Below are 21,544 nucleotides of genomic sequence, written 5' to 3' on the forward strand. Positions count from 1 at the left end.
GTTTTTATTGTTATGTTGAATCAAGCTAAAATGACAAATTATCGCTAAATTCGGACAAAATGATGCACAGGTTGAATCTCAATGGCTATGAACCCGACCGACACCATGAAGCCGCGGTCGCATTTTGTATTCACGCCGGAACGGATGAGTTAACCAGTCCTGTACATCAGCACCGCAAAGGACAGCTGATACTGGCGCTACATGGTGCAATTACCTGTACGGTGGAAAATGCTTTGTGGATGGTGCCGCCACAATATGCGGTTTGGATACCGGGCGGGGTGAAGCATAGCAATCAAGTGACAGCTAACGCTGAACTCTGTTTTCTGTTTATCGAACCCAGCGCAGTGACAATGCCGACAACATGTTGCACATTGAAAATATCGCCCTTATGCCGGGAATTGATTTTAACCCTGGCAAACAGGACGACGACTCAGCGTGCTGAGCCGATGACCCGCAGATTAATTCAGGTCCTGTTTGATGAACTCCCTCAGCAGCCACAACAACAGCTGCACCTGCCCGTTTCTTCTCATCCTAAAATCCGCACGATGGTGGAGATGATGGCGAAAGGGCCCGTCGAGTGGGGGTCATTGGGGCAATGGGCTGGCTTTTTTGCGATGAGTGAACGCAATCTTGCCCGACTGATAGTAAAAGAGACGGGGTTGAGTTTTCGCCAGTGGCGTCAGCAGTTACAGCTGATTATGGCGCTTCAGGGATTAGTGAAAGGCGATACTGTACAGAAAGTTGCTCATACGCTGGGGTATGATTCAACAACGGCCTTTATTACTATGTTTAAGAAAGGCCTGGGGCAAACGCCAGGCCGATATATTGCGGGATTAACTACTGTTTCCCCACAATCAGCGAAACCAGACCCGCGGCAATAAGCGGGCCAACCGGTACGCCGCGAAACAGCGCCACGCCTAAAACAGTGCCTACCAGCAGTCCGGCGACCAGTTGCGGCTGGCTGCCCATTAACGTCACGCCGCGCCCACCCAGCCAGGAGACAATAACGCCTACTGCAATTGCCACCAGTGATTTCCAGTTCAGAAACGAGTGAATCAGGGTTGAGGGCGGTAGCGTCCCGCTGGCGATGGGGGCCATAACGCCAATCGTCAGAATGATTATCCCGATACTTAGCCCCTGTTTTTCAATCCACGGGAAAAAAGTGCTTAACGGTGTGACGCGGACAATGATTAACACCAGAATTGAAACGGCGACAGTGTTGTTATGACTGATAAAGCCCAGCGCAGCTAACCCGAGCAGGATCAGCAAAGTGACATCAAACATCGTGGTTTCCTTGCCAAAAAATAATAAGCCTGCTTACTTTACGCTTGCTGCAGGAAGGAAGTAGAAAATCTTTACGTTTTTTGCATAAAAAATCAGGCGAACTGTCATCAAACTGCCATTTGTGCACGCTAACAATAACGTGAAAACAGCTATCTCCCGGGGGCATGCTATGAACGATCAAATGTTCGTCGAGACACTGATTATCACGTCATCGTTTTTTGCCATTGCTGTTGTGCTGGTTTTGTCCGTTCTGCTTATTGAACGGACAGGCTAGTTACGCAGTGCGGCGGAAATTGAGCAGTTCTGGTTGCGCAATGCGCAAATAATCCGTGGTTTTCAAAATAACGGATTTATCCAGCATCCCTGCATTGAAGGCGATTTCATCAAATCGTTCGAAGAGTAGAGGGTCGGCAACCAGTTTGAGTTTTGGATGGAAGCTGAAAGGGGGGATCGCGCCGAAGACACAGCCTGTGAGTTCATCGACTTCAGCAGGGCTGGCTAACGAAGCGCGTAATCCGCCTATATGGCTGGCAAGTTGGCTCAGATCGGCCTGTTGATCGGCAGCGAGGATCGCCAGAACATGTTGATTTACGCCATTGCCTTTGACTTTACATACCAGTGCCTTAGCTCCCTGGCCTAAAGCGGTGCCACGAATTTCTGACACCGCTTCACATTTACCTACCGCTTCATGGGTAACGACGCGGAAGTTAGCACCTTCTTGTGATAATAAAGCGATTAACCGCTGATGCGTCACGCTTCCTTTAGCCATTTCAGTCATTTCACGCTCCTGAGATTACAAGCAAACAACCACAGAAGGTTATCATGAACGGCTGTTTTTGTTCTGCTTATTGACATATAAACGCTCATCGGAAGCTTTATACGCATCATGTAACGTATCGTTTTCTTTCATCGCGTAAATACCGGAAGAGAAGCCGATCTCTTTCTGCGGCGCGATATGTTGCAGACGTTTTTCGATACGTTCAGGCAGTTGTGCTGCAATTTGCGGCGTCGAATCGACAAGAATGATGCAGAATTCATCGCCACCGAGTCGGATGGCATAATCACTTTTACGAATCGATTGTTTAATCGCCTGAGCTAACAACGTAATCGCTAAATCCCCTTCCTGATGACCGAGGGTGTCATTTATTAGCTTTAACTTGTCCATGTCAATTGCAATAAACATCACCGAAGAACCGGATTGCACCAGTTTCTGCAACCGCTGCTCCAGTTCAGGGGTTAAAATTTTGCGATTATACAGTCCAGTCATCGCATCACTAATATTTTCTCGCGACACATTTTGGTATAAGCGGAAGTGCATCCGCACCATATTCAGCAAAATTAACGCCGTCAAAATCCAGAACAGAACGCTTTTCCACGAAGACGTGATAAAGTAAAGAATATCAATGGATAACGAGACACGAATGCCGCCCGGTAAGTCATGGACGTAACTGACATACTGGAACAGATTATCTTCGCTCTGGTTGATGATAATGTCGCGCCCCGAATCGGTATCGGTTAGCGTGACATTGAGAAAACGCCAGAGGAGAGGGCGGTCATGAGTGTAAAAGATATTCCGCAAATTGTTTTTGTTAATATCCAGCAGCACAATCCCTTTTAGCTGCCCTGCGACATATACCGGCGTCAGCAAACTCATCACGTTCTGTTTAGTACGCTGATCCTGGTAAATGCTCGACAATACGGTACGCCCGGTAAATACCTTTTCAATATCTTTGCGATCGATGCCAATACTTCCTGACTGCAGGAAGGACCAGTTATTCATCGCAAAGTATTCAACATTAACCGGCTCATAAAAATAGACATAGCGGTCATTGAGATCGAGATAATAGTGAAATTTCTCTTCGGCCATCCCAAGACCTGAACCGTAATCATCCTGGTGGCGGTTGCCTTCCACTGCCTGATCAAAAGCGGGTAATAGTGCTGCAGCTTCCACAATTGTGTCGCAGTCAGTGGATGCGGTTTGTAGTGTGCCGCGTAAGCCCGGGTATTTATGGGCAGTCAGGTTTAAGCCATGGGTATTATTGGCAGACTCAAAAGCCTCGCAGATGGCGCGCCGCTGTTCTGGCGACACTTCCGACTGCTCAGCAGCGAGAGCGCGCATCACATGCGCGGCAATACTCTGATTCTGATACTTATCATAAAGAAAGGAGGAGTCTGCTTTCTGCACGATATAGCGCAGATAGGCACTCATTGCTCTGTCGCTGGCGACAAGTTCAAAAATAAGGAAGGAAGATGTCAGCACAATGACACTTGCGGCGATAAAATGCCGGAGCATTCTATGGTGCAATTTCATGATAAATGGCACTCCTTCGGTTAGTGAAACGAGAAAACCAGATAAAGTTCGATTGCGGCCTGGCACAGGGGCGCTAATTATACTCATCTCTGCGCCGCTGGGGAGGGGAAATTTAGGGGTAATAGTAATAAATTGTATGCAAAAGCCACGCAAAAAGCATGGCTCTGAATATTTTTGCACTTAAATATGATGAATAATCACTTTGTTGCCCCCCTCGCTTTTCGCTTCGCGTAAGGCTTTATCTGCTTCCGTCATGACAAGCGAGATATTACGCGTGTCACCCGTTGAAAAAACCGTGCCAATACTGATGGTCATTTGTTCAGGAACATCATATCTGTTACTAAAGCCGGTCAGGAGTTCGACATTTTTACGCATACGTTCCGCAATGATTTTTGCCTGGGCACTATTGAGTTCGGTAAATAGCATGCCAAACACCTCACCCTCCAGTCGCGCTAAAATATCATCGGGGCGGATGCTTTGCTGGATAATATCGACAATTGAAACCAGCACTTTATCACCCACACGATGTCCCCATTGGGCATTGATGCGTTTGAACTGATTAATATCAACCAGCATGACACAGAAGTCCTTAACAACAGGTCGCGACAATAATGACTCTACGCTGTTGAAAAAGTAGCGCCGATTATAAATATTGGTCAGCACATCATGAACTGCCAGTTTGCTGGAGAGTTGCAGTTCCTGAAAAATGTTATAAATCAGAAAAGACACAACAAACAGTTTACTGGAGACTTCAATCCCGCGACTGATGTACCAGATGGTGTAATTATACTCATCCAGAGTCAGTAGAAGTAAGTTGCAGCATAGCGATGCCAGACATAATAATGCTATTAATGGCCATAGTTCGCTGGCTAATCGTGTACGCATGATAATAAAGAACAGTAAAAATGCCCACAGACAAACCAATATTTTTGTATAGTTGATTCCCCAGGTCGCAGTATGGTTGTCAGGACAGTAGTCGACGACATACAAAGAATAGTCAGCGTTATAACTGCTCAGATTGTGTGCCAGAAGGGGAAAAACTAAAAAAGGAATCAGCGCCAGCAACAGGATTCCCGTTTTTTTCTTATTGTTGTCAAGGATGTTGTCTTTTCCATAACAAAAGAGTGCCAGCGAGGTTAAACAAATAAAACTGAGTTGGCGGAAAATATAGAAAATAGAAACATCATTCGACTTTGTCTGGATCAGTGTACTGCCGTTAATTGGTTTATGGATAATTACAATGGTTTCAACTAAATAGATAAGGCCACTTAAAAATGCAAGGCTTAAAATGAGTGTTGGTAAAATTTGTTTGTTAGTGAAATATTTCATTAACATGAAAAGAAAAATGACGGCGTTAAGGAAAAACAAAGCCACAACAACCATCAGGTAATTCATCTGTGGGATGAGTTTTACATTTGTGTTTTCGTTATATAAGGTAGTAATGCAAAATAAAATTAACGTCAGCAATAAACTGAAAATAAAAAAGCTTTGAGCTTTTAATTTTTGTGTACCCATAGAAACCATAAAAAGGAGAGCAATGTGAGTGCTGGATTTTATTGATGGCAGAGATATATAGTTTTGACCAGGATCAATTTTCGTTAACGATAAAAAATATTTAAAGAATAACCCCATGGAAATACGTGTTGACTGAATCATTTTTCCGAATGATTGTTTTCTGGAACTAAATTATGTAAAGGTTATGCTGTCATATTTAAAGCGATTGTAAGCTAATGTATGTAATAAATGAGATAATTTACAGTAAGCTAAAAATCAGCCAGGCGATAATGACCTGGCTGATAGTTTTAGCCTTTAGCTGTTGCATTTTGTTTATGAAACAGTTCACGGAACACCGGATAAATATCATCCTGGTCGCGGATGTGCTGCATCGCAAAGTTGTCGAAAGTAGATTGCAGATGCTCATATTCTCGCCACAATGTCTGATGTGCACGACGGGTAATTTCGATATAGCTGTAATAACGAACAACAGGTAATAATTTTTTCGCCAGGATTTCATGGCAAAGCGGAGAGTCATCGGCCCAGTTATCGCCGTCCGATGCTTGTGCAGCGTAAATATTCCACTGTGCCGGGTTATAACGCTCTTTCACTACCTCATCCATCAGTTTCAGGGCGCTGGAAACAATGGTGCCGCCTGTTTCCTGCGAGTAGAAAAACTCATGTTCATCGACTTCTTTCGCCTGGGTATGATGGCGGATGTATACGACTTCCACGTTCTTATACGTTCTGCTGAGGAACAGATACAGCAGAATATAAAAACGCTTAGCCATATCTTTAGTGGATTGATCCATTGAACCGGAAACGTCCATCAGGCAAAACATCACTGCCTGGCTGGAGGGATCGGGCCGCTTCTCGTAGTTCTTGTAACGTAAATCGAAGGTGTCAATAAAAGGGACGCGTTCAATTTTGGCACGTAATTCTGCAATTTCTTTGCGCAGACGTTCCTCTTCCAGCAGTTGCGCAGGTTCACTGTTGCTGATGATGGCCAAATTCTCTTCCAGTGCATGAAGTTCCCGCCGCTTGCCTGCCGTCATGGCTGTGCGTCGCGCCAGTGAGTTCTGCAATGAACGCACAACGCTGATATTGGCCGGAACGCCGTTAGCGGTATAACCCGCCCGATGCGTTTTATATTCGGTCAGCTGGCGTTGTTGGTTTTGTTTCAGATTCGGTAAGGCCAAATCTTCAAAGAGCAGATCAAGATACTCATCTTTCGAAATCTGAAAGACAAATTCATCCTGACCTTCACCATCCTGGCTGGCCTGGCCCTGACCACTGCCGGAACCTCCGCCGCCACCCTGGGGACGTTCAATTCGGTCGTTCTGGACGAAATGGTCATTGCCCGGATGCACGCGGTGGCGCAGACCGCCACGCCCCTGATGAAACATCGGTTCGCTAATATCTTCCGTGGGAATGGATACGGATTCGCCGCTGTCGACGTCAGTCACCGAACGCTTATTAATGGCCTCGGAGATCGACTGTTTAATTTGCGCTTTATAACGGCGTAAAAAACGCTGGCGATTCACCATGCTTTTGTTTTTGCCGTTCAGACGCCGGTCAATAAACCAGGTCATATGCCCCCCGTACTACATTTGCCAACTGTATGCTACGCCTGTGTTGCCGCTTCTCAGGCCCACGGTTCGCTGTCGTTGTAGGCCCGGTAACATGTGTACCGGGCCAGGGTTGTTAAGACGATTTACGTACGCGCAAATACCATTCGCACAGTAAACGCACCTGTTTACGGGTGTAGCCTTTTTCCATCATACGGTCGACAAAGTCGTCGTGTTTCTTCTGCTCGTCGGTTGACGTTTTGGCGTTAAACGAGATAACCGGCAACAGCTCCTCGGTATTGGAGAACATTTTCTTCTCGATGACCGTGCGCAGTTTTTCATAGCTGGTCCAGTTCGGATTGCGTCCGCTGTTATTCGCTCTGGCGCGCAGTACGAAGTTAACAATCTCGTTGCGGAAATCTTTTGGATTACTGATCCCCGCCGGTTTCTCGATTTTCTCCAGCTCGGCGTTAAGAGACTCGCGGTCAAACAGCTGCCCGGTATCCGGATCGCGATACTCCTGATCCTGAATCCAGAAATCCGCGTAGGTAACATAACGGTCGAAAATGTTTTGCCCATATTCGGAATAGGATTCAAGGTAGGCCGTCTGGATCTCTTTGCCGATAAACTCGGCATATTTCGGGATCAGATAACCTTTCAGGAACTCCAGATAGCGTTCTGCCTGCTCTTGTGGGAACTGCTCGCGCTCAATCTGCTGTTCCAGGACGTAGAACAGATGGACCGGGTTTGCTGCCACTTCTACATGATCGAAGTTGAACACGCGGGAGAGGATCTTAAACGCAAAACGCGTCGACAGACCGTTCATCCCTTCATCGACACCGGCGTAGTCACGATATTCCTGATACGACTTGGCTTTGGGATCGGTGTCTTTCAGACTTTCGCCATCATAAACCCGCATCTTTGAATAAATGCTGGAGTTTTCTGGCTCTTTCAGGCGCGAAAGAATGGAAAAACGTGACAGTGTTTCGAGCGTGCCAGGGGCGCATGGGGCGTGAGTCAATTCACTGTGATTAAGCAATTTCTCGTAGATTTTGATCTCTTCGGAAATGCGCAAGCAATACGGCACCTTCACGATGTAAACACGATCGAGGAAGGCTTCGTTGTTTTTGTTATTACGGAAAGTGACCCATTCGGACTCGTTCGAGTGTGCGAGAATAATCCCGTTGAACGGCAGGGCGGAGATACCTTCCGTCCCGTTGTAGTTACCTTCCTGAGTGGCGGTTAACAAGGGATGCAGCACTTTAATCGGTGCTTTAAACATCTCAACGAATTCCATGATCCCCTGATTGGCGCGGCACAGCGCACCGGAATAGCCGTAGGCGTCCGGGTCATTCTGCGCGTAGTGTTCGAGTTTACGAATATCGACTTTCCCAACCAGCGCGGAGATGTCCTGGTTGTTCTCATCGCCGGGTTCCGTTTTGGCGATAGCAATTTGTTGCAGAATTGACGGCCAGACCTTCACTACCCGGAACTTAGTGATATCGCCACCAAATTCATGCAGGCGTTTTGCCGCCCACGGCGACATGATGGTGCCGAGATAACGGCGAGGAATGCCATACTCTTTTTCCAGAATCCGCGCATCTTCCTGCGGATTGAAAAGACAGAACGGATGATCGTTGACCGGGCTACGCTCACCGTTCGCGCTCAATACATAAATCGGTACGAGCTGCATTAATGATTTCAGTCGCTCAGCAAGCGATGATTTACCCCCACCCACAGGCCCCAGCAGATACAGGATTTGTTTCTTCTCTTCCAGCCCCTGAGCCGCGTGTTTCAGATAAGAGACAATCTGTTCAATCGCGTCTTCCATGCCGTAAAACTCTTCAAACGCCGGATAACGTGCAATGACCCGGTTAGAAAAGAGTCGAGAAAGTCTGGGTTCCTGGGCTGTATCGACCATGACAGGCTCACCGATAGCCATCAATAGCCGCTCAGCCGCGTTGGCATAAGCACTGCGATCTTGCCGACAAGTGGTAAGAAACTCCTGCAGTGTGAACTCTTCGTCCTTGGCAGCTTCATATCGCTGGCGATAGTGATCGAATATATTCATGGTATGCCGTCCTTTCGTTTTTTAGCACAGGTTAAGAGCCGTTCATATGAATAGTAGAGGCTCCCGGAAGAGGTAAACTGAACGACGTCTCTTGCTAAAACACAGCAACTCTCATGCCATTTTATCGACGATGAGAACAACGTGCCCGGTGATACACCTTCAAAATTAAGCGTAGATGGCAAATGGAAAACTTGCCTGCACGGCTTTCTTAATTTCAATGGCATATCAACAACTCATCCATAAATTTTGCATAATTAATGTAAAGACCAGGCTCGCCAGTAACGCTAAATTCATTTGGCTGTAAGCGCGGTGTCATCCGCGTCAGGAAAATTAAACAGTTACTTTAAAAAATGAAAACGTAAAAAGGTTGGGTTTCGATGTATTGACGGGTAAACTTTGTCGCCCGCTAAACATTTGTTTAAGGAATGATTAATTGTGACCAAACTCAAACTTCTGGCACTTGGAGTGCTTATCGCAACGTCTGCAGGCGTAGCGCACGCTGAAGGTAAATTTTCCCTGGGCGCAGGCGTAGGTGTCGTTGAACACCCATATAAAGATTACGATACCGATGTTTACCCAGTACCGGTAATCAACTATGAAGGCGATAACTTCTGGTTCCGTGGCTTAGGTGGTGGTTACTACCTGTGGAATGACGCAACGGATAAACTTTCAATTACCGCTTACTGGTCGCCGCTTTACTTCAAAGCGAAAGACAGTGGCGATCACCAAATGCGTCACCTGGATGACCGTAAGAGCACCATGATGGCTGGTCTGTCTTATGCTCACTTTACCCAGTACGGTTACCTGCGTACCACCCTGGCTGGCGATACCCTGGATAACAGCAACGGCATCGTCTGGGATATGGCCTGGTTGTATCGTTACACCAACGGTGGCCTGACCGTGACTCCGGGTATTGGTGTGCAGTGGAACAGCGAAAACCAGAACGAATACTATTATGGCGTATCGCGCAAAGAGTCCGCTCGCAGCGGTCTGCGTGGCTATAACCCGAACGACAGCTGGAGCCCTTACCTGGAGCTGAGCGCCAGCTACAACTTCCTCGGCGACTGGAGTGTTTACGGTACCGCACGCTACACCCGTCTGTCTGATGAAGTTACTGACAGCCCGATGGTGGATAAATCCTGGACTGGCCTGATTTCTACCGGGATCACCTACAAATTCTGATAATGCATCTTTCCAGGGCATTTTGTGCATAAAAACAGGGCGTCACGCCCTGTTTTGCATTACGGTGGTGCAATACCTGGGAGGAAACAATGCAACAAAAAATGATTCAATTTAGTGGCGATGTCTCACTGCCAGCCGTAGGGCAGGGAACATGGTATATGGGCGAAGATGCCAGTCAGCGCAAAACAGAAGTTGCTGCACTACGCGCGGGCATTGAACTCGGTTTAACCCTCATTGATACCGCCGAAATGTATGCCGATGGCGGTGCCGAAAAGGTGGTTGGGGAAGCATTAACCGGTCTGCGAGAGAAGGTCTTTCTCGTCTCTAAAGTCTATCCGTGGAATGCTGGCGGGCAAAAAGCGATAAATGCATGCGAAGCCAGTTTACGCCGTCTCAATACTGATTATCTCGATCTTTACTTATTACACTGGTCTGGCAGTTTCGCTTTTGAAGAGACTGTCGCAGCGATGGAAAAATTGATCGCCCAGGGAAAAATCCGCCGCTGGGGCGTTTCTAACCTTGATTATGCTGATATGCAGGAACTCTGGCAGCTGCCGGGGGGAAATCAGTGTGCCACTAATCAGGTGCTTTACCATCTCGGTTCACGAGGAATTGAGTACGATCTACTCCCCTGGTGCCAGCAACAGCAGATGCCGGTGATGGCTTACAGTCCGTTAGCCCAGGCCGGGCGGTTGCGCAATGGACTGTTAAAAAACGCGGTAGTCAACGAAATTGCACATGCTCACAATATCAGCGCGGCACAAGTATTGTTGGCGTGGGTGATCAGTCATCAGGGTGTGATGGCGATTCCAAAAGCGGCCACGATTGCCCATGTCCAACAAAATGCGGCTGTGCTTGAGGTCGAACTTTCTTCAGCGGAATTAGCTATGCTGGATAAGGCATATCCGGCACCAAAAGGAAAAACTGCGCTGGATATGGTGTGATGTTGTGTGCCGGATGCATCGCACCCGGCACACAACATTAACGTAAATTAACGTTTCGCAACGCGAATGGATTGCGCCAGATGTGCAGGTTTCTCTTTGGTCACTTTTTGCGTTTCTGAAGCGTAAGCCGTTTCTACACAAACAAATGTTTTGTAGCCATCATCCGGCATATCGCCCATGCTAATTGAAAGCGCCGGTCCCGGGTTCCAGCCGACAACGTTCAGATGATGCTGGTGGCCTACGGCGATAATACGATTCAGCGCTTCATCATTAATCACGCTGCAATCTTGTGGATTCAGATACACGCGATCGGTACGGTCAGGGAAGGTCTGAATACCATCGGTCAGTACATTTTCTTTCGCGTCATTCACTTTATCAATGAAGCGATCGCCCAGCCCACTGACGCTTACCTTAGCGATATCACCCACGTTAAAGTAGGTATGCAGGGCAGAGGTGGTTTCAAATTCGCCATGTGATTCAAGATCGATTTCACAAGTTTTACCCACGCGGAAATGTGCTAACAGCGTAAAGTCGTGCGGCCAGAATTTTTTCGTCTCTTCGCTTTGCGTCAATTCAAAAGTCAGCGCTACGCCATCAGCATCTTCATGATGTGATTTCAGCGTCCACGGCAGGTTGCGGGCAAAACCGTGCGCAGGCAGACCTTGTTGTGCCGCCGGACCAAACCACGGCCAGCAAACCGGTACGCCACCGCGAATAGCGACGCCATTTTTGAACGGTGTGTTGTTGCTCAACCACAGAACTTCTTCTTCACCCGCAGGTTTCCACGAGAGAAGGTGTGCGCCCTGTAATGCAAAAGAGGCTTTTACCTGGGGATGATCGACCACAATGAGGTCCAGTTCATCCAGTTTACGACGGGAGAGGACAGGGGAGATTTGTTCGATGACCGGAAGGGCAAAAATTTTCTTAATCATGACGCAGTCCTTTAACTTCATTTTATCAGGTAAAAAAAAGAGCGACCGAAGTCGCTCTTTTTAGATCACAGTGTCATCTCAACTTATTTGGAGATGTGAGCGATCAGGTCCAGAACTTTGTTGGAGTAACCGGTTTCGTTGTCGTACCAGGATACCAGTTTCACGAAGTTGTCGTTCAGAGCGATACCAGCTTTAGCATCGAACACGGAAGTGCAAACTTCGCCGTTGAAATCGGTAGATACTACGTCATCTTCGGTGTAGCCCAGAACGCCTTTCATTTCGCCTTCAGCAGCAGCTTTAACGGCAGCTTTGATCTGCTCGTAAGTTGCAGCTTTTTCCAGACGAACGGTCAGGTCAACTACGGATACGTTCGGGGTCGGAACGCGGAACGCCATACCAGTCAGTTTGCCATTCAGTTCTGGCAGTACTTTACCTACAGCTTTAGCAGCACCGGTAGAGGACGGGATGATGTTCTGGGAAGCGCCGCGGCCGCCGCGCCAGTCTTTGTGAGACGGGCCATCAACGGTTTTCTGAGTAGCGGTAGTAGCGTGAACGGTGGTCATCAGACCTTCGATGATGCCGAAGTTATCGTTGATAACTTTAGCCAGCGGAGCCAGGCAGTTGGTGGTGCAGGAAGCGTTGGAAACGATGTCCTGGCCAGCATATTTGTCGAAGTTAGCGCCTTTAACGAACATCGGAGTGTTGTCTTTAGACGGACCAGTCATAACCACTTTCTTCGCACCAGCGGTGATGTGTTTACGAGCAGTTTCGTCAGTCAGGAACAGACCAGTTGCTTCAGCGACAACGTCAACACCAACTTCGTCCCATTTCAGGTTAGCCGGATCACGTTCAGCGGTAACACGGATTTTTTTACCGTTAACGATCAGATGACCGTCTTTCACTTCAACGGTACCGTCGAAACGGCCGTGAGTGGAGTCATATTTCAGCATGTATGCCATGTAATCAGCGTCTAACAGGTCGTTGATTGCAACGATCTCGATGTCAGAACGTTTCTGAGCAGCACGGAAAACAATGCGACCGATACGGCCAAAACCGTTGATACCTACTTTGATAGTCATATATTCCACCAGCTATTTGTTAGTGAATAAAAGGTTGCCTGTAAAATTACAAAAACCTTACGCAGCGTCAAGCGGAATCGTGTCAATCATTGCGACAAATCAATCCTGTGCCTAAGCATTACGCGACTGACTCGCCTCACTCTTCCTTTGGGCTTGAGACCACATGGGGTCGGCGCCCCGAATTTTAAAGGGCAATTACGATAAAAATGTGATTTTCATCACGATTTAGGTGCAGCCATTTCGTCGAGATCAAGTTTAGGACAAAATTTTGCCAGTTGGTGTTAATGTTTTGTTAGAATCAGTCACGTAATGTGAGCACGATTAAAGTGAGATGTGAGCAAATGGCTAATAAACCTTCGGCAGAAGAACTGAAAAAAAATTTGTCCGAGATGCAGTTTTACGTGACGCAGAATCATGGGACAGAACCGCCATTTACGGGTCGTTTACTGCATAACAAGCGTGACGGCGTATATCACTGTTTGATCTGCGATGCCCCGCTATTTCATTCCGAAACCAAGTATGATTCCGGCTGTGGCTGGCCCAGTTTCTACGAACCGGTGAGTGAAGAATCCATTCGTTATATCAAAGACTTGTCACATGGAATGCAGCGCATAGAAATTCGTTGCGGTAACTGTGATGCTCATCTGGGGCATGTCTTTCCCGACGGGCCGCAACCAACAGGCGAACGTTATTGTGTTAACTCTGCTTCTTTACGCTTCACTGATGGCGAAAACGGCGAAGAAATCAACGGTTGAAAAAACGATTCAGCAACTTATTCCACAGGAGCGGAAAAATTATGAATCTTGATGACATTATCAACAGCATGACGCCTGAGGTATACCAGCGTTTGTCGACCGCCGTTGAACTGGGGAAATGGCCTGATGGCGTTGCGTTGACCGAGGAACAAAAAGAGAATTGCCTGCAACTGGTGATGCTGTGGCAAGCCCGCCATAATACCGAAGCACAGCATATGACAATTGACACAAATGGTCAGATGGTCATGAAGAGCAAACAGCAGTTAAAAGAAGATTTTGGTATCTCAGCAAAGCCTATTGCTATGTTTAAGTAAGTGGTTTATCCCCTTTTTGCCGCGGCTATGAAGGGGATAGCCAACAATGACCCCACGACTCGTCTCAATTATCTCGCCCCGACCTGGCTAAGTCCCAGTCCGATCTCTTGCCGTCGCGTTCACGCCTGAATGACTTCTCCTGAACTTAAGTCTCAGACCTATTTGGCCGGTAATCCCTCTCGAATTTGCTCTTTTTGCGTCCCGCCTTCCATCAACCTGTAACAGACCGAGCCATTTTCTGCGTAATTGTGATCTAAGTTGTAAAACGCAGATCATTATCTGTGTTTTACAGATTTAATGTTGACCTCAAAAATCATGTGGGTAAGTATGATGGCCATCTAAGCAAAACAAAACACAGAGGATGACGCAATGAAAGCACTGGCTCGGTTTGGCAAGGCCTTTGGCGGCTACAAGATGATTGATGTCCCACAACCCATTTGTGGCCCGGAAGACGTAGTGATTGAAATTAAAGCCGCGGCAATCTGCGGCGCAGACATGAAGCACTACAATGTCGATAGCGGTTCTGATGAGTTTAACTCTATCCGCGGCCATGAGTTCGCAGGTTGTATTGCGCAGGTTGGTGAAAAAGTCAAAGACTGGAAAGTGGGGCAACGCGTCGTGTCGGATAACAGCGGTCACGTTTGCGGCGTTTGTCCGGCCTGTGAACAGGGTGATTTTCTGTGTTGTACAGAAAAGGTAAACCTTGGTCTGGATAACAATACCTGGGGCGGTGGTTTTTCCAAATATTGTCTGGTTCCTGGTGAAATTCTCAAAATTCATCGTCATGCGTTGTGGGAAATCCCTGATGGTGTTGATTATGAGGACGCAGCCGTACTTGACCCTATCTGTAATGCCTATAAATCCATCGCGCAGCAATCGAAATTCCTTCCTGGTCAGGATGTTGTCGTCATCGGCACTGGCCCACTCGGGCTGTTTTCCGTACAAATGGCGCGGATTATGGGGGCGGTAAATATCGTCGTCGTTGGTCTGCAAGAAGATGTGGCGGTCCGCTTCCCGGTTGCAAAAGAACTGGGGGCGACGGCAGTAGTAAATGGTTCTACCGAAGATGTGGTGGCGCGCTGCCAGCAAATTTGTGGCAAAGATAATCTGGGACTGGTGATTGAATGCTCCGGTGCCAATATCGCACTGAAACAAGCCATCGAAATGCTCCGCCCGAATGGGGAAGTGGTACGCGTTGGAATGGGCTTCAAACCTCTTGATTTCTCGATTAATGACATTACCGCCTGGAATAAAAGCATCATTGGGCATATGGCCTATGACTCCACCTCATGGCGTAACGCTATCAGGCTATTAGCCAGCGGCGCTATCAAAGTCAAACCGATGATCACGCATCGTATCGGCCTGTCGCAATGGCGCGAAGGGTTTGATGCGATGGTCGATAAAACCGCAATCAAAGTGATCATGACTTACGACTTTGATGAATAACCACTCTCCTGAAGGAACGTTATCGCATGGAACAGATAACAAAACCGCATTGTGGTGCACGGCTGGATCGCTTACCTGATTGCCGCTGGCATTCGTCAATGTTTGCCATCGTCGCGTTTGGCTTGCTTGTCTGCTGGAGTAATGCCGTTGGTGGCTTGATCCTCGCGCAGCTGAAAGCGTTGGGCTGGACAGATAATTCCACCACAGCCACATTCTCAGCAATCACGACCGCCGGAATGTTTCTCGGTGCGCTGGTGGGCGGCATCATTGGCGACAAAACCGGTCGTAGAAATGCGTTCATCCTCTATGAGGCCATTCATATTGCCTCGATGGTTGTCGGTGCTTTCTCACCGAATATGGATTTTCTTATTGCCTGCCGTTTTGTGATGGGCGTTGGGCTGGGAGCTTTACTGGTTACGCTGTTTGCTGGTTTCACCGAATATATGCCCGGTAGAAATCGCGGAACGTGGTCCAGTCGGGTTTCCTTTATTGGCAACTGGTCATATCCGCTCTGTTCATTGATTGCGATGGGACTCACGCCGCTGATTAGTGCTGAGTGGAACTGGCGGGTACAACTGCTTATCCCTGCAATATTGTCGCTTATCGCTACGGCGCTGGCCTGGCGCTACTTTCCTGAATCCCCGCGCTGGCTGGAATCGCGCGGACGGTATCAGGAAGCCGAGAAAGTCATGCGGAGTATAGAAGAAGGCGTCATACGCCAGACGGGTAAACCTTTGCCGCCTGTGGTTATTGCTGATGACGGTAAAGCGCCACAAGCGGTGCCGTATTCAGCCTTACTGACAGGAGTATTACTGAAACGCGTGATATTAGGCTCTTGTGTGCTGATTGCCATGAACGTTGTGCAGTACACACTAATTAACTGGTTGCCAACAATATTCATGACCCAGGGGATTAATTTAAAAGACTCGATTGTTTTAAATACCATGAGTATGTTTGGCGCGCCATTTGGTATTTTTATTGCCATGCTGGTGATGGATAAAATTCCGCGTAAAACAATGGGTGTGGGGCTATTAATCCTGATTGCGGTGCTCGGATATATCTATTCACTGCAAACCAGTATGTTGCTCATAACGTTGATTGGTTTCTTCCTGATTACTTTCGTCTATATGTACGTTTGCTATGCCTCGGCAGTGTATGTCCCTGAAATCTGGCCGACAGAGGCCAAACTCCGTGGCTCCGGTCTGGCGAATGCGGTAGGGCGAATCAGTGGTATTGCCGCACCTTATGCCGTTGCAGTGCTGCTCAGTAGTTATGGCGTAACGGGAGTCTTTATTCTTCTGGGGGCTGTTTCAATTGTTGTCGCAATTGCTATCGCCACCATTGGAATTGAAACCAAAGGTGTCTCCGTTGAAAGTTTAAGTATTGATGCAGTAGCCAATAAATGATACGGGTGGATTCAAAATGAAAAATTCAAAAGCAATATTGCAGGTGCCGGGCACAATGAAAATTATTTCAGCAGAAATACCAGTGCCTAAAGAAGATGAAGTTTTGATTAAAGTAGAATATGTCGGTATTTGTGGTTCAGATGTACATGGTTTTGAATCAGGCCCGTTTATTCCGCCTAAAGACCCAAATCAAGAAATTGGCCTGGGTCATGAATGCGCCGGGACGGTTGTGGCTGTGGGAAGCCGCGTGCGCAAATTTAAACCGGGGGATCGGGTAAATATCGAACCTGGCGTTCCTTGCGGTCACTGTCGTTACTGTCTGGAAGGCAAATATAACATCTGCCCGGACGTTGATTTTATGGCGACACAACCCAACTACCGCGGCGCATTAACGCACTATCTGTGTCATCCGGAGAGCTTTACTTACAAACTGCCAGACAATATGGACACGATGGAAGGGGCGCTGGTGGAGCCTGCCGCAGTCGGGATGCATGCCGCGATGCTGGCAGATGTTAAACCGGGTAAGAAGATAATTATTCTGGGAGCAGGTTGTATTGGTTTGATGACGTTGCAAGCGTGCAAATGCCTGGGAGCAACGGAAATTGCCGTCGTTGATGTGCTGGAAAAACGTCTGATAATGGCGGAACAACTTGGTGCGACAGTGGTTATTAACGGCGCAAAAGAAGACACTATTGCACGCTGTCAGCAATTTACCGAAGACATGGGCGCAGATATTGTTTTCGAAACAGCGGGTTCTGCGGTCACCGTTAAACAGGCACCTTATCTGGTAATGCGCGGCGGTAAAATTATGATTGTTGGTACTGTACCGGGCGATTCGGCAATCAATTTCCTCAAAATCAATCGCGAAGTCACTATCCAGACGGTATTCCGCTATGCCAATCGTTATCCGGTCACGATTGAAGCTATTTCTTCAGGGCGATTCGATGTGAAATCGATGGTGACGCATATTTACGATTATCGGGATGTACAACAGGCATTTGAAGAGTCAGTTAACAACAAACGCGACATTATTAAAGGCGTTATTAAAATTAGCGATTAATTAATACGGGAGAACAGAATATGCTCGCAGATATCAGATATTGGGAAAACGATGCCACAAATAAACATTATGCAATTGCCCATTTTAACGTATGGAATGCAGAAATGTTGATGGGCGTTATCGACGCAGCCGAAGAAGCGAAATCACCGGTTATTATTTCTTTTGGTACAGGTTTTGTCGGTAACACCTCATTTGAAGATTTCTCTCACATGATGGTATCAATGGCACAAAAAGCAACGGTGCCGGTAATAACTCATTGGGATCATGGTCGGAGTATGGAGATTATTCATAACGCCTGGACTCATGGTATGAATTCATTAATGCGTGATGCTTCTGCATTTGATTTCGAAGAAAATATTCGTTTAACCAAAGAGGCTGTCGATTTCTTCCATCCGCTGGGTATTCCGGTAGAGGCGGAATTAGGGCATGTCGGTAATGAAACCGTTTATGAGGAAGCGCTGGCGGGCTATCACTATACCGATCCTGACCAGGCGGCTGAATTTGTTGAACGTACGGGCTGTGACTCATTGGCTGTCGCCATCGGCAACCAGCATGGGGTTTATACGTCAGAGCCGCAATTGAACTTTGAGGTCGTCAAACGCGTACGCGATGCTGTTTCTGTTCCGCTGGTTTTGCATGGCGCATCGGGGATCAGTGATGCCGACATTAAAACTGCAATTTCGTTGGGTATTGCGAAAATCAACATTCATACGGAGCTCTGTCAGGCCGCAATGGTAGCAGTGAAAGAAAACCAGGATCAGCCTTTCCTGCATTTAGAACGTGAAGTACGTAAAGCTGTAAAAGAACGGGCATTGGAAAAAATTAAACTGTTCGGTTCTGATGGCAAAGCGGAATAATGATATGGATAATCTCGACGTTATTTGTATAGGTGCCGCTATTGTTGATATTCCATTGCAACCGGTCAGTAAAAATATCTTTGATGTGGACTCTTATCCTCTTGAAAGAATCGCAATGACCACCGGGGGTGATGCAATAAATGAAGCAACAATTATTTCTCGTCTGGGCCATCGCACAGCATTAATGAGTCGTGTAGGTAAAGATGCCGCAGGGCAGTTTATTCTCGACCATTGCCGCAAAGAGAATATTGATATTCAAAGCGTGAAGCAGGACGTCAGCATAGATACCTCTATTAACGTTGGACTGGTGACGGAGGATGGCGAGCGGACGTTTGTCACAAACCGTAATGGCAGTCTGTGGAAATTGAATATTGACGATGTTGATTTTGCGCGGTTTTCTCAGGCGAAATTATTATCACTGGCCAGTATTTTCAACAGTCCACTATTGGATGGTAAAGCGCTAACAGAAATTTTTACGCAAGCTAAAGCCCGGCAGATGATTATCTGTGCCGATATGATCAAACCGCGGTTGAATGAAACGCTGGATGATATTTGCGAAGCATTGAGTTATGTCGATTATCTGTTTCCTAATTATGCCGAGGCAAAATTACTCACCGGGAAAGAGACACTGGATGAAATTGCTGACTGCTTTCTTGCGTGCGGCGTAAAAACGGTGGTGATTAAAACGGGTAAAGACGGCTGCTTTATCAAGCGTGGTGACATGACGATGAAGGTGCCGGCGGTCGCAGGAATAACCGCCATCGACACCATTGGCGCGGGCGATAACTTTGCTTCAGGTTTTATTGCGGCACTGTTAGAAGGCAAAAATCTGCGTGAATGCGCACGCTTTGCCAATGCAACGGCGGCTATCTCGGTTCTAAGCGTCGGTGCCACCACCGGCGTAAAAAACAGAAAGCTGGTCGAACAATTGCTGGAAGAATACGAAGGATAATGAAGGCAAATGAAAAAGATACCTTTAGGCACAACGGATATTACGCTTTCGCGAATGGGGTTGGGGACATGGGCCATTGGCGGCGGTCCTGCATGGAATGGCGATCTCGATCGGCAAATATGTATTGATACGATTCTTGAAGCCCATCGTTGTGGCATTAATCTGATTGATACTGCGCCAGGATATAACTTTGGCAATAGTGAAGTTATCGTCGGTCAGGCGTTAAAAAAACTGCCCCGTGAACAGGTTGTAGTAGAAACCAAATGCGGCATTGTCTGGGAACGAAAAGGAAGTTTATTCAACAAAGTTGGCGATCGGCAGTTGTATAAAAACCTTTCCCCGGAATCTATCCGCGAAGAGGTAGAAGCCAGCTTGCAACGTCTGGGTATTGATTACATCGATATCTACATGACGCACTGGCAGTCGGTGCCGCCATTTTTTACGCCGATAGCTGAAACTGTCGCAGTGCTTAATGAGTTAAAAGCCGAAGGGAAAATTCGCGCGATAGGCGCTGCTAACGTCGATGCTGACCATATCCGCGAGTATCTGCAATATGGTGAACTGGATATTATTCAGGCGAAATACAGTATCCTCGACCGGGCAATGGAAAACGAACTGCTGCCGCTATGTCGTGATAATGGCATTGTGGTTCAGGTTTATTCCCCGCTAGAGCAGGGATTGTTGACCGGCACCATCACTCGTGATTACGTTCCGGGCGGCGCTCGGGCAAATAAAGTCTGGTTCCAGCGTGAAAACATGCTGAAAGTGATTGATATGCTTGAACAGTGGCAGCCACTTTGTGCTCGTTATCAGTGCACAATTCCCACTCTGGCACTGGCGTGGATATTAAAACAGAGTGATTTAATCTCCATTCTTAGTGGGGCTACTGCACCGGAACAGGTACGCGAAAATGTCGCGGCACTGATTATCAACTTATCGGATGCAGACGCAACATTGATGAGGGAAATGGCAGAGGCCCTGGAGCGTTAAATACTCAACACGATTCACCTCTGTTTCTGTGAAAACTGTGATGAAAATCTGTGATTCAAACAGGTTATTTTGAAAGTAAACATCGGTTATGCGATAATCGCGCTAATGTGATGTAAAAAGATACAGGGGTGTAATCGTGGCGGCAAAAGACAGGATTCAGGCAATTAAGCAAATGGTTGCCAACGATAAAAAGGTGACAGTCTCAAATTTGAGTGGGATTTTTCAGGTAACCGAAGAAACCATTCGCCGCGATCTTGAGAAGCTGGAAGATGAAGGCTTTTTGACCAGAACCTATGGTGGTGCTGTTTTAAATACAGCGATGTTGACGGAGAATATCCATTTTTATAAGCGCGCTTCATCGTTTTATGAAGAGAAGCAGCTTATTGCACGCAAGGCACTACCCTTTATCGACAATAAAACCACCATGGCAGCCGATTCCAGTAGTACCGTAATGGAATTGCTCAAATTGTTACAGGAGCGTAGTGACCTGACGTTGCTAACCAACTCGGCGGAAGCGATTCATGTTCTGGCTCAGTCAGAAATTAAAGTCGTTTCAACGGGTGGGGAACTAAACAAAAATACACTTTCCCTGCAAGGAAGAATTACTAAAGAGATCATCAGCCGCTACCATGTCGATATCATGGTAATGAGTTGTAAAGGTCTTGATATTAACAGCGGCGCGCTGGACTCTAATGAAGCGGAAGCTGAAATCAAAAAGACAATGATCCGTCAGGCGACAGAAGTTGTGTTATTGGTTGATCACTCTAAGTTTGATCGTAAAGCTTTTGTCCAGTTAGCTGACTTTAGTCATATTAATTACATAATAACTGATAAATCACCGGGTGCAGAGTGGATAGCATTTTGCAAAGACAATAATATCCAGCTGGTGTGGTAATTTA

At 47.1% G+C, this 21,544-nt stretch carries 21 protein-coding genes; 13 read left to right on the top strand and 8 right to left on the bottom strand.

All coding sequences use genetic code 11. The features are described 5' to 3' along the window. The first annotated feature begins 59 nt into the window (after nt 1–59). Nucleotides 60–881, top strand: a complete 822-nt coding sequence (gene nimR, locus ACU8XX_RS10395; protein WP_000972265.1) for a DNA-binding transcriptional regulator NimR — start codon at nt 60–62, stop codon at nt 879–881. On the opposite strand, the gene ACU8XX_RS10400 is transcribed toward nimR, so the two are convergent. After that, a complete protein-coding gene (locus tag ACU8XX_RS10400) occupies nt 838–1,284 on the bottom strand; it encodes a DUF441 domain-containing protein (RefSeq protein ID WP_000460691.1) in 447 nt (148 codons plus the stop codon). The genes nimR and ACU8XX_RS10400 overlap by 44 nt on opposite strands. Nucleotides 1,285–1,453: 169 nt before the next feature. Here ACU8XX_RS10400 and yoaI point away from each other — a divergent pair, with 169 nt between their 5' ends. Further along, nucleotides 1,454–1,558: a small membrane protein YoaI gene (yoaI, locus tag ACU8XX_RS10405; protein WP_000999630.1), complete on the top strand. Its 105-nt coding sequence runs from the start codon at nt 1,454–1,456 to the stop codon at nt 1,556–1,558. Here yoaI and yeaK read toward each other — a convergent pair whose 3' ends face one another. The 5 genes from yeaK to yeaG all read right to left on the bottom strand — a co-directional run bounded on the left by yeaK (nt 1,559) and on the right by yeaG (nt 8,728). After that, the gene (yeaK, locus tag ACU8XX_RS10410; protein ID WP_000138052.1) at nt 1,559–2,062 is read right to left on the bottom strand and encodes a mischarged aminoacyl-tRNA deacylase; all 504 of its coding nucleotides are present in this window, start codon (nt 2,060–2,062) and stop codon (nt 1,559–1,561) included. A gap of 42 nt (nt 2,063–2,104) precedes the next feature. Next, on the bottom strand, nt 2,105–3,595 hold the full coding sequence (gene dgcJ / locus ACU8XX_RS10415) for a diguanylate cyclase DgcJ (RefSeq protein WP_001295489.1): 1,491 nt from the start codon (nt 3,593–3,595) through the stop codon (nt 2,105–2,107). A 180-nt stretch (nt 3,596–3,775) separates the two neighbouring features. After that, the gene (locus tag ACU8XX_RS10420; RefSeq protein ID WP_001543827.1) at nt 3,776–5,251 is read right to left on the bottom strand and encodes a sensor domain-containing diguanylate cyclase; all 1,476 of its coding nucleotides are present in this window, start codon (nt 5,249–5,251) and stop codon (nt 3,776–3,778) included. 146 nt (nt 5,252–5,397) lie between these two features. Then, nucleotides 5,398–6,681: a YeaH/YhbH family protein gene (locus ACU8XX_RS10425; protein ID WP_000219687.1), complete on the bottom strand. Its 1,284-nt coding sequence runs from the start codon at nt 6,679–6,681 to the stop codon at nt 5,398–5,400. Between the two features lie 112 nt (nt 6,682–6,793). Next, the gene (gene yeaG / locus ACU8XX_RS10430; protein WP_016242185.1) at nt 6,794–8,728 is read right to left on the bottom strand and encodes a protein kinase YeaG; all 1,935 of its coding nucleotides are present in this window, start codon (nt 8,726–8,728) and stop codon (nt 6,794–6,796) included. A gap of 435 nt (nt 8,729–9,163) precedes the next feature. Here yeaG and mipA point away from each other — a divergent pair, with 435 nt between their 5' ends. Together mipA and yeaE are read left to right on the top strand one after the other, a co-directional pair. After that, the gene (gene mipA, locus ACU8XX_RS10435) at nt 9,164–9,910 is read left to right on the top strand and encodes a scaffolding protein MipA (RefSeq protein WP_000163771.1); all 747 of its coding nucleotides are present in this window, start codon (nt 9,164–9,166) and stop codon (nt 9,908–9,910) included. Nucleotides 9,911–9,999: 89 nt separating this feature from the next. Continuing rightward, nucleotides 10,000–10,854: a methylglyoxal reductase YeaE gene (gene yeaE, locus ACU8XX_RS10440; RefSeq protein WP_001186371.1), complete on the top strand. Its 855-nt coding sequence runs from the start codon at nt 10,000–10,002 to the stop codon at nt 10,852–10,854. Nucleotides 10,855–10,901: 47 nt separating this feature from the next. Here the strand turns inward: yeaE and ACU8XX_RS10445 are convergent, their stop codons facing one another. After that, nucleotides 10,902–11,786 (bottom strand): D-hexose-6-phosphate mutarotase, encoded by an 885-nt coding sequence (locus tag ACU8XX_RS10445; protein ID WP_001335909.1) that lies wholly within the window; start codon nt 11,784–11,786, stop codon nt 10,902–10,904. 83 nt (nt 11,787–11,869) lie between these two features. Then, nucleotides 11,870–12,865 (bottom strand): glyceraldehyde-3-phosphate dehydrogenase, encoded by a 996-nt coding sequence (gene gapA / locus ACU8XX_RS10450; RefSeq protein WP_000153502.1) that lies wholly within the window; start codon nt 12,863–12,865, stop codon nt 11,870–11,872. 341 nt (nt 12,866–13,206) lie between these two features. Between gapA and msrB the strand changes: the two genes are divergently transcribed. The 9 genes from msrB to ACU8XX_RS10495 all read left to right on the top strand — a co-directional run bounded on the left by msrB (nt 13,207) and on the right by ACU8XX_RS10495 (nt 21,540). After that, on the top strand, nt 13,207–13,620 hold the full coding sequence (gene msrB / locus ACU8XX_RS10455; protein WP_001284613.1) for a peptide-methionine (R)-S-oxide reductase MsrB: 414 nt from the start codon (nt 13,207–13,209) through the stop codon (nt 13,618–13,620). Nucleotides 13,621–13,661: 41 nt separating this feature from the next. Then, a complete protein-coding gene (locus ACU8XX_RS10460) occupies nt 13,662–13,934 on the top strand; it encodes a YeaC family protein (RefSeq protein ID WP_001046790.1) in 273 nt (90 codons plus the stop codon). 369 nt (nt 13,935–14,303) lie between these two features. After that, nucleotides 14,304–15,380: a zinc-binding dehydrogenase gene (locus ACU8XX_RS10465; RefSeq protein ID WP_000645203.1), complete on the top strand. Its 1,077-nt coding sequence runs from the start codon at nt 14,304–14,306 to the stop codon at nt 15,378–15,380. A 26-nt stretch (nt 15,381–15,406) separates the two neighbouring features. Next, on the top strand, nt 15,407–16,786 hold the full coding sequence (locus ACU8XX_RS10470) for an MFS transporter (RefSeq protein WP_000435295.1): 1,380 nt from the start codon (nt 15,407–15,409) through the stop codon (nt 16,784–16,786). Nucleotides 16,787–16,802: 16 nt separating this feature from the next. Beyond that, nucleotides 16,803–17,846, top strand: coding sequence for an NAD(P)-dependent alcohol dehydrogenase (locus ACU8XX_RS10475; protein WP_000798113.1), 1,044 nt, complete (start codon nt 16,803–16,805; stop codon nt 17,844–17,846). A gap of 20 nt (nt 17,847–17,866) precedes the next feature. Continuing rightward, nucleotides 17,867–18,703 (top strand): ketose-bisphosphate aldolase, encoded by an 837-nt coding sequence (locus ACU8XX_RS10480; RefSeq protein WP_000878893.1) that lies wholly within the window; start codon nt 17,867–17,869, stop codon nt 18,701–18,703. Between the two features lie 4 nt (nt 18,704–18,707). After that, nucleotides 18,708–19,655, top strand: coding sequence for a sugar kinase (locus ACU8XX_RS10485; protein WP_001338146.1), 948 nt, complete (start codon nt 18,708–18,710; stop codon nt 19,653–19,655). Between the two features lie 9 nt (nt 19,656–19,664). Next, nucleotides 19,665–20,645: an NADH-dependent methylglyoxal reductase gene (gene ydjG / locus ACU8XX_RS10490; RefSeq protein WP_000723723.1), complete on the top strand. Its 981-nt coding sequence runs from the start codon at nt 19,665–19,667 to the stop codon at nt 20,643–20,645. A 136-nt stretch (nt 20,646–20,781) separates the two neighbouring features. Next, nucleotides 20,782–21,540 carry a DeoR/GlpR family DNA-binding transcription regulator gene (locus ACU8XX_RS10495; RefSeq protein WP_240765489.1) on the top strand — a complete coding sequence of 253 codons (759 nt, stop codon included), beginning with the start codon at nt 20,782–20,784 and terminating at the stop codon, nt 21,538–21,540. Nucleotides 21,541–21,544 lie beyond the last annotated feature (4 nt).

The organism is Escherichia sp. MAL-1 (genome assembly GCF_052948035.1).

Bases quoted from the DNA above. Each gene is read 5' to 3' on its own strand.
- yeaE (WP_001186371.1), top strand. From the start codon at position 10,000: ATGCAACAAAAAATGATTCAATTTAGTGGCGATGTCTCACTGCCAGCC.
- ACU8XX_RS10460 (WP_001046790.1), top strand. From the start codon at position 13,662: ATGAATCTTGATGACATTATCAACAGCATGACGCCTGAGGTATACCAG.
- msrB (WP_001284613.1), top strand. From the start codon at position 13,207: ATGGCTAATAAACCTTCGGCAGAAGAACTGAAAAAAAATTTGTCCGAG.
- dgcJ (WP_001295489.1), bottom strand. From the start codon at position 3,595: ATGAAATTGCACCATAGAATGCTCCGGCATTTTATCGCCGCAAGTGTC.
- gapA (WP_000153502.1), bottom strand. From the start codon at position 12,865: ATGACTATCAAAGTAGGTATCAACGGTTTTGGCCGTATCGGTCGCATT.
- ACU8XX_RS10445 (WP_001335909.1), bottom strand. From the start codon at position 11,786: ATGATTAAGAAAATTTTTGCCCTTCCGGTCATCGAACAAATCTCCCCT.
- nimR (WP_000972265.1), top strand. From the start codon at position 60: ATGATGCACAGGTTGAATCTCAATGGCTATGAACCCGACCGACACCAT.
- ACU8XX_RS10480 (WP_000878893.1), top strand. From the start codon at position 17,867: ATGCTCGCAGATATCAGATATTGGGAAAACGATGCCACAAATAAACAT.
- ACU8XX_RS10425 (WP_000219687.1), bottom strand. From the start codon at position 6,681: ATGACCTGGTTTATTGACCGGCGTCTGAACGGCAAAAACAAAAGCATG.
- yoaI (WP_000999630.1), top strand. From the start codon at position 1,454: ATGAACGATCAAATGTTCGTCGAGACACTGATTATCACGTCATCGTTT.
- ACU8XX_RS10485 (WP_001338146.1), top strand. From the start codon at position 18,708: ATGGATAATCTCGACGTTATTTGTATAGGTGCCGCTATTGTTGATATT.
- yeaG (WP_016242185.1), bottom strand. From the start codon at position 8,728: ATGAATATATTCGATCACTATCGCCAGCGATATGAAGCTGCCAAGGAC.
- ACU8XX_RS10420 (WP_001543827.1), bottom strand. From the start codon at position 5,251: ATGATTCAGTCAACACGTATTTCCATGGGGTTATTCTTTAAATATTTT.
- ydjG (WP_000723723.1), top strand. From the start codon at position 19,665: ATGAAAAAGATACCTTTAGGCACAACGGATATTACGCTTTCGCGAATG.
- yeaK (WP_000138052.1), bottom strand. From the start codon at position 2,062: ATGACTGAAATGGCTAAAGGAAGCGTGACGCATCAGCGGTTAATCGCT.
- ACU8XX_RS10475 (WP_000798113.1), top strand. From the start codon at position 16,803: ATGAAAAATTCAAAAGCAATATTGCAGGTGCCGGGCACAATGAAAATT.
- ACU8XX_RS10465 (WP_000645203.1), top strand. From the start codon at position 14,304: ATGAAAGCACTGGCTCGGTTTGGCAAGGCCTTTGGCGGCTACAAGATG.
- ACU8XX_RS10470 (WP_000435295.1), top strand. From the start codon at position 15,407: ATGGAACAGATAACAAAACCGCATTGTGGTGCACGGCTGGATCGCTTA.
- ACU8XX_RS10400 (WP_000460691.1), bottom strand. From the start codon at position 1,284: ATGTTTGATGTCACTTTGCTGATCCTGCTCGGGTTAGCTGCGCTGGGC.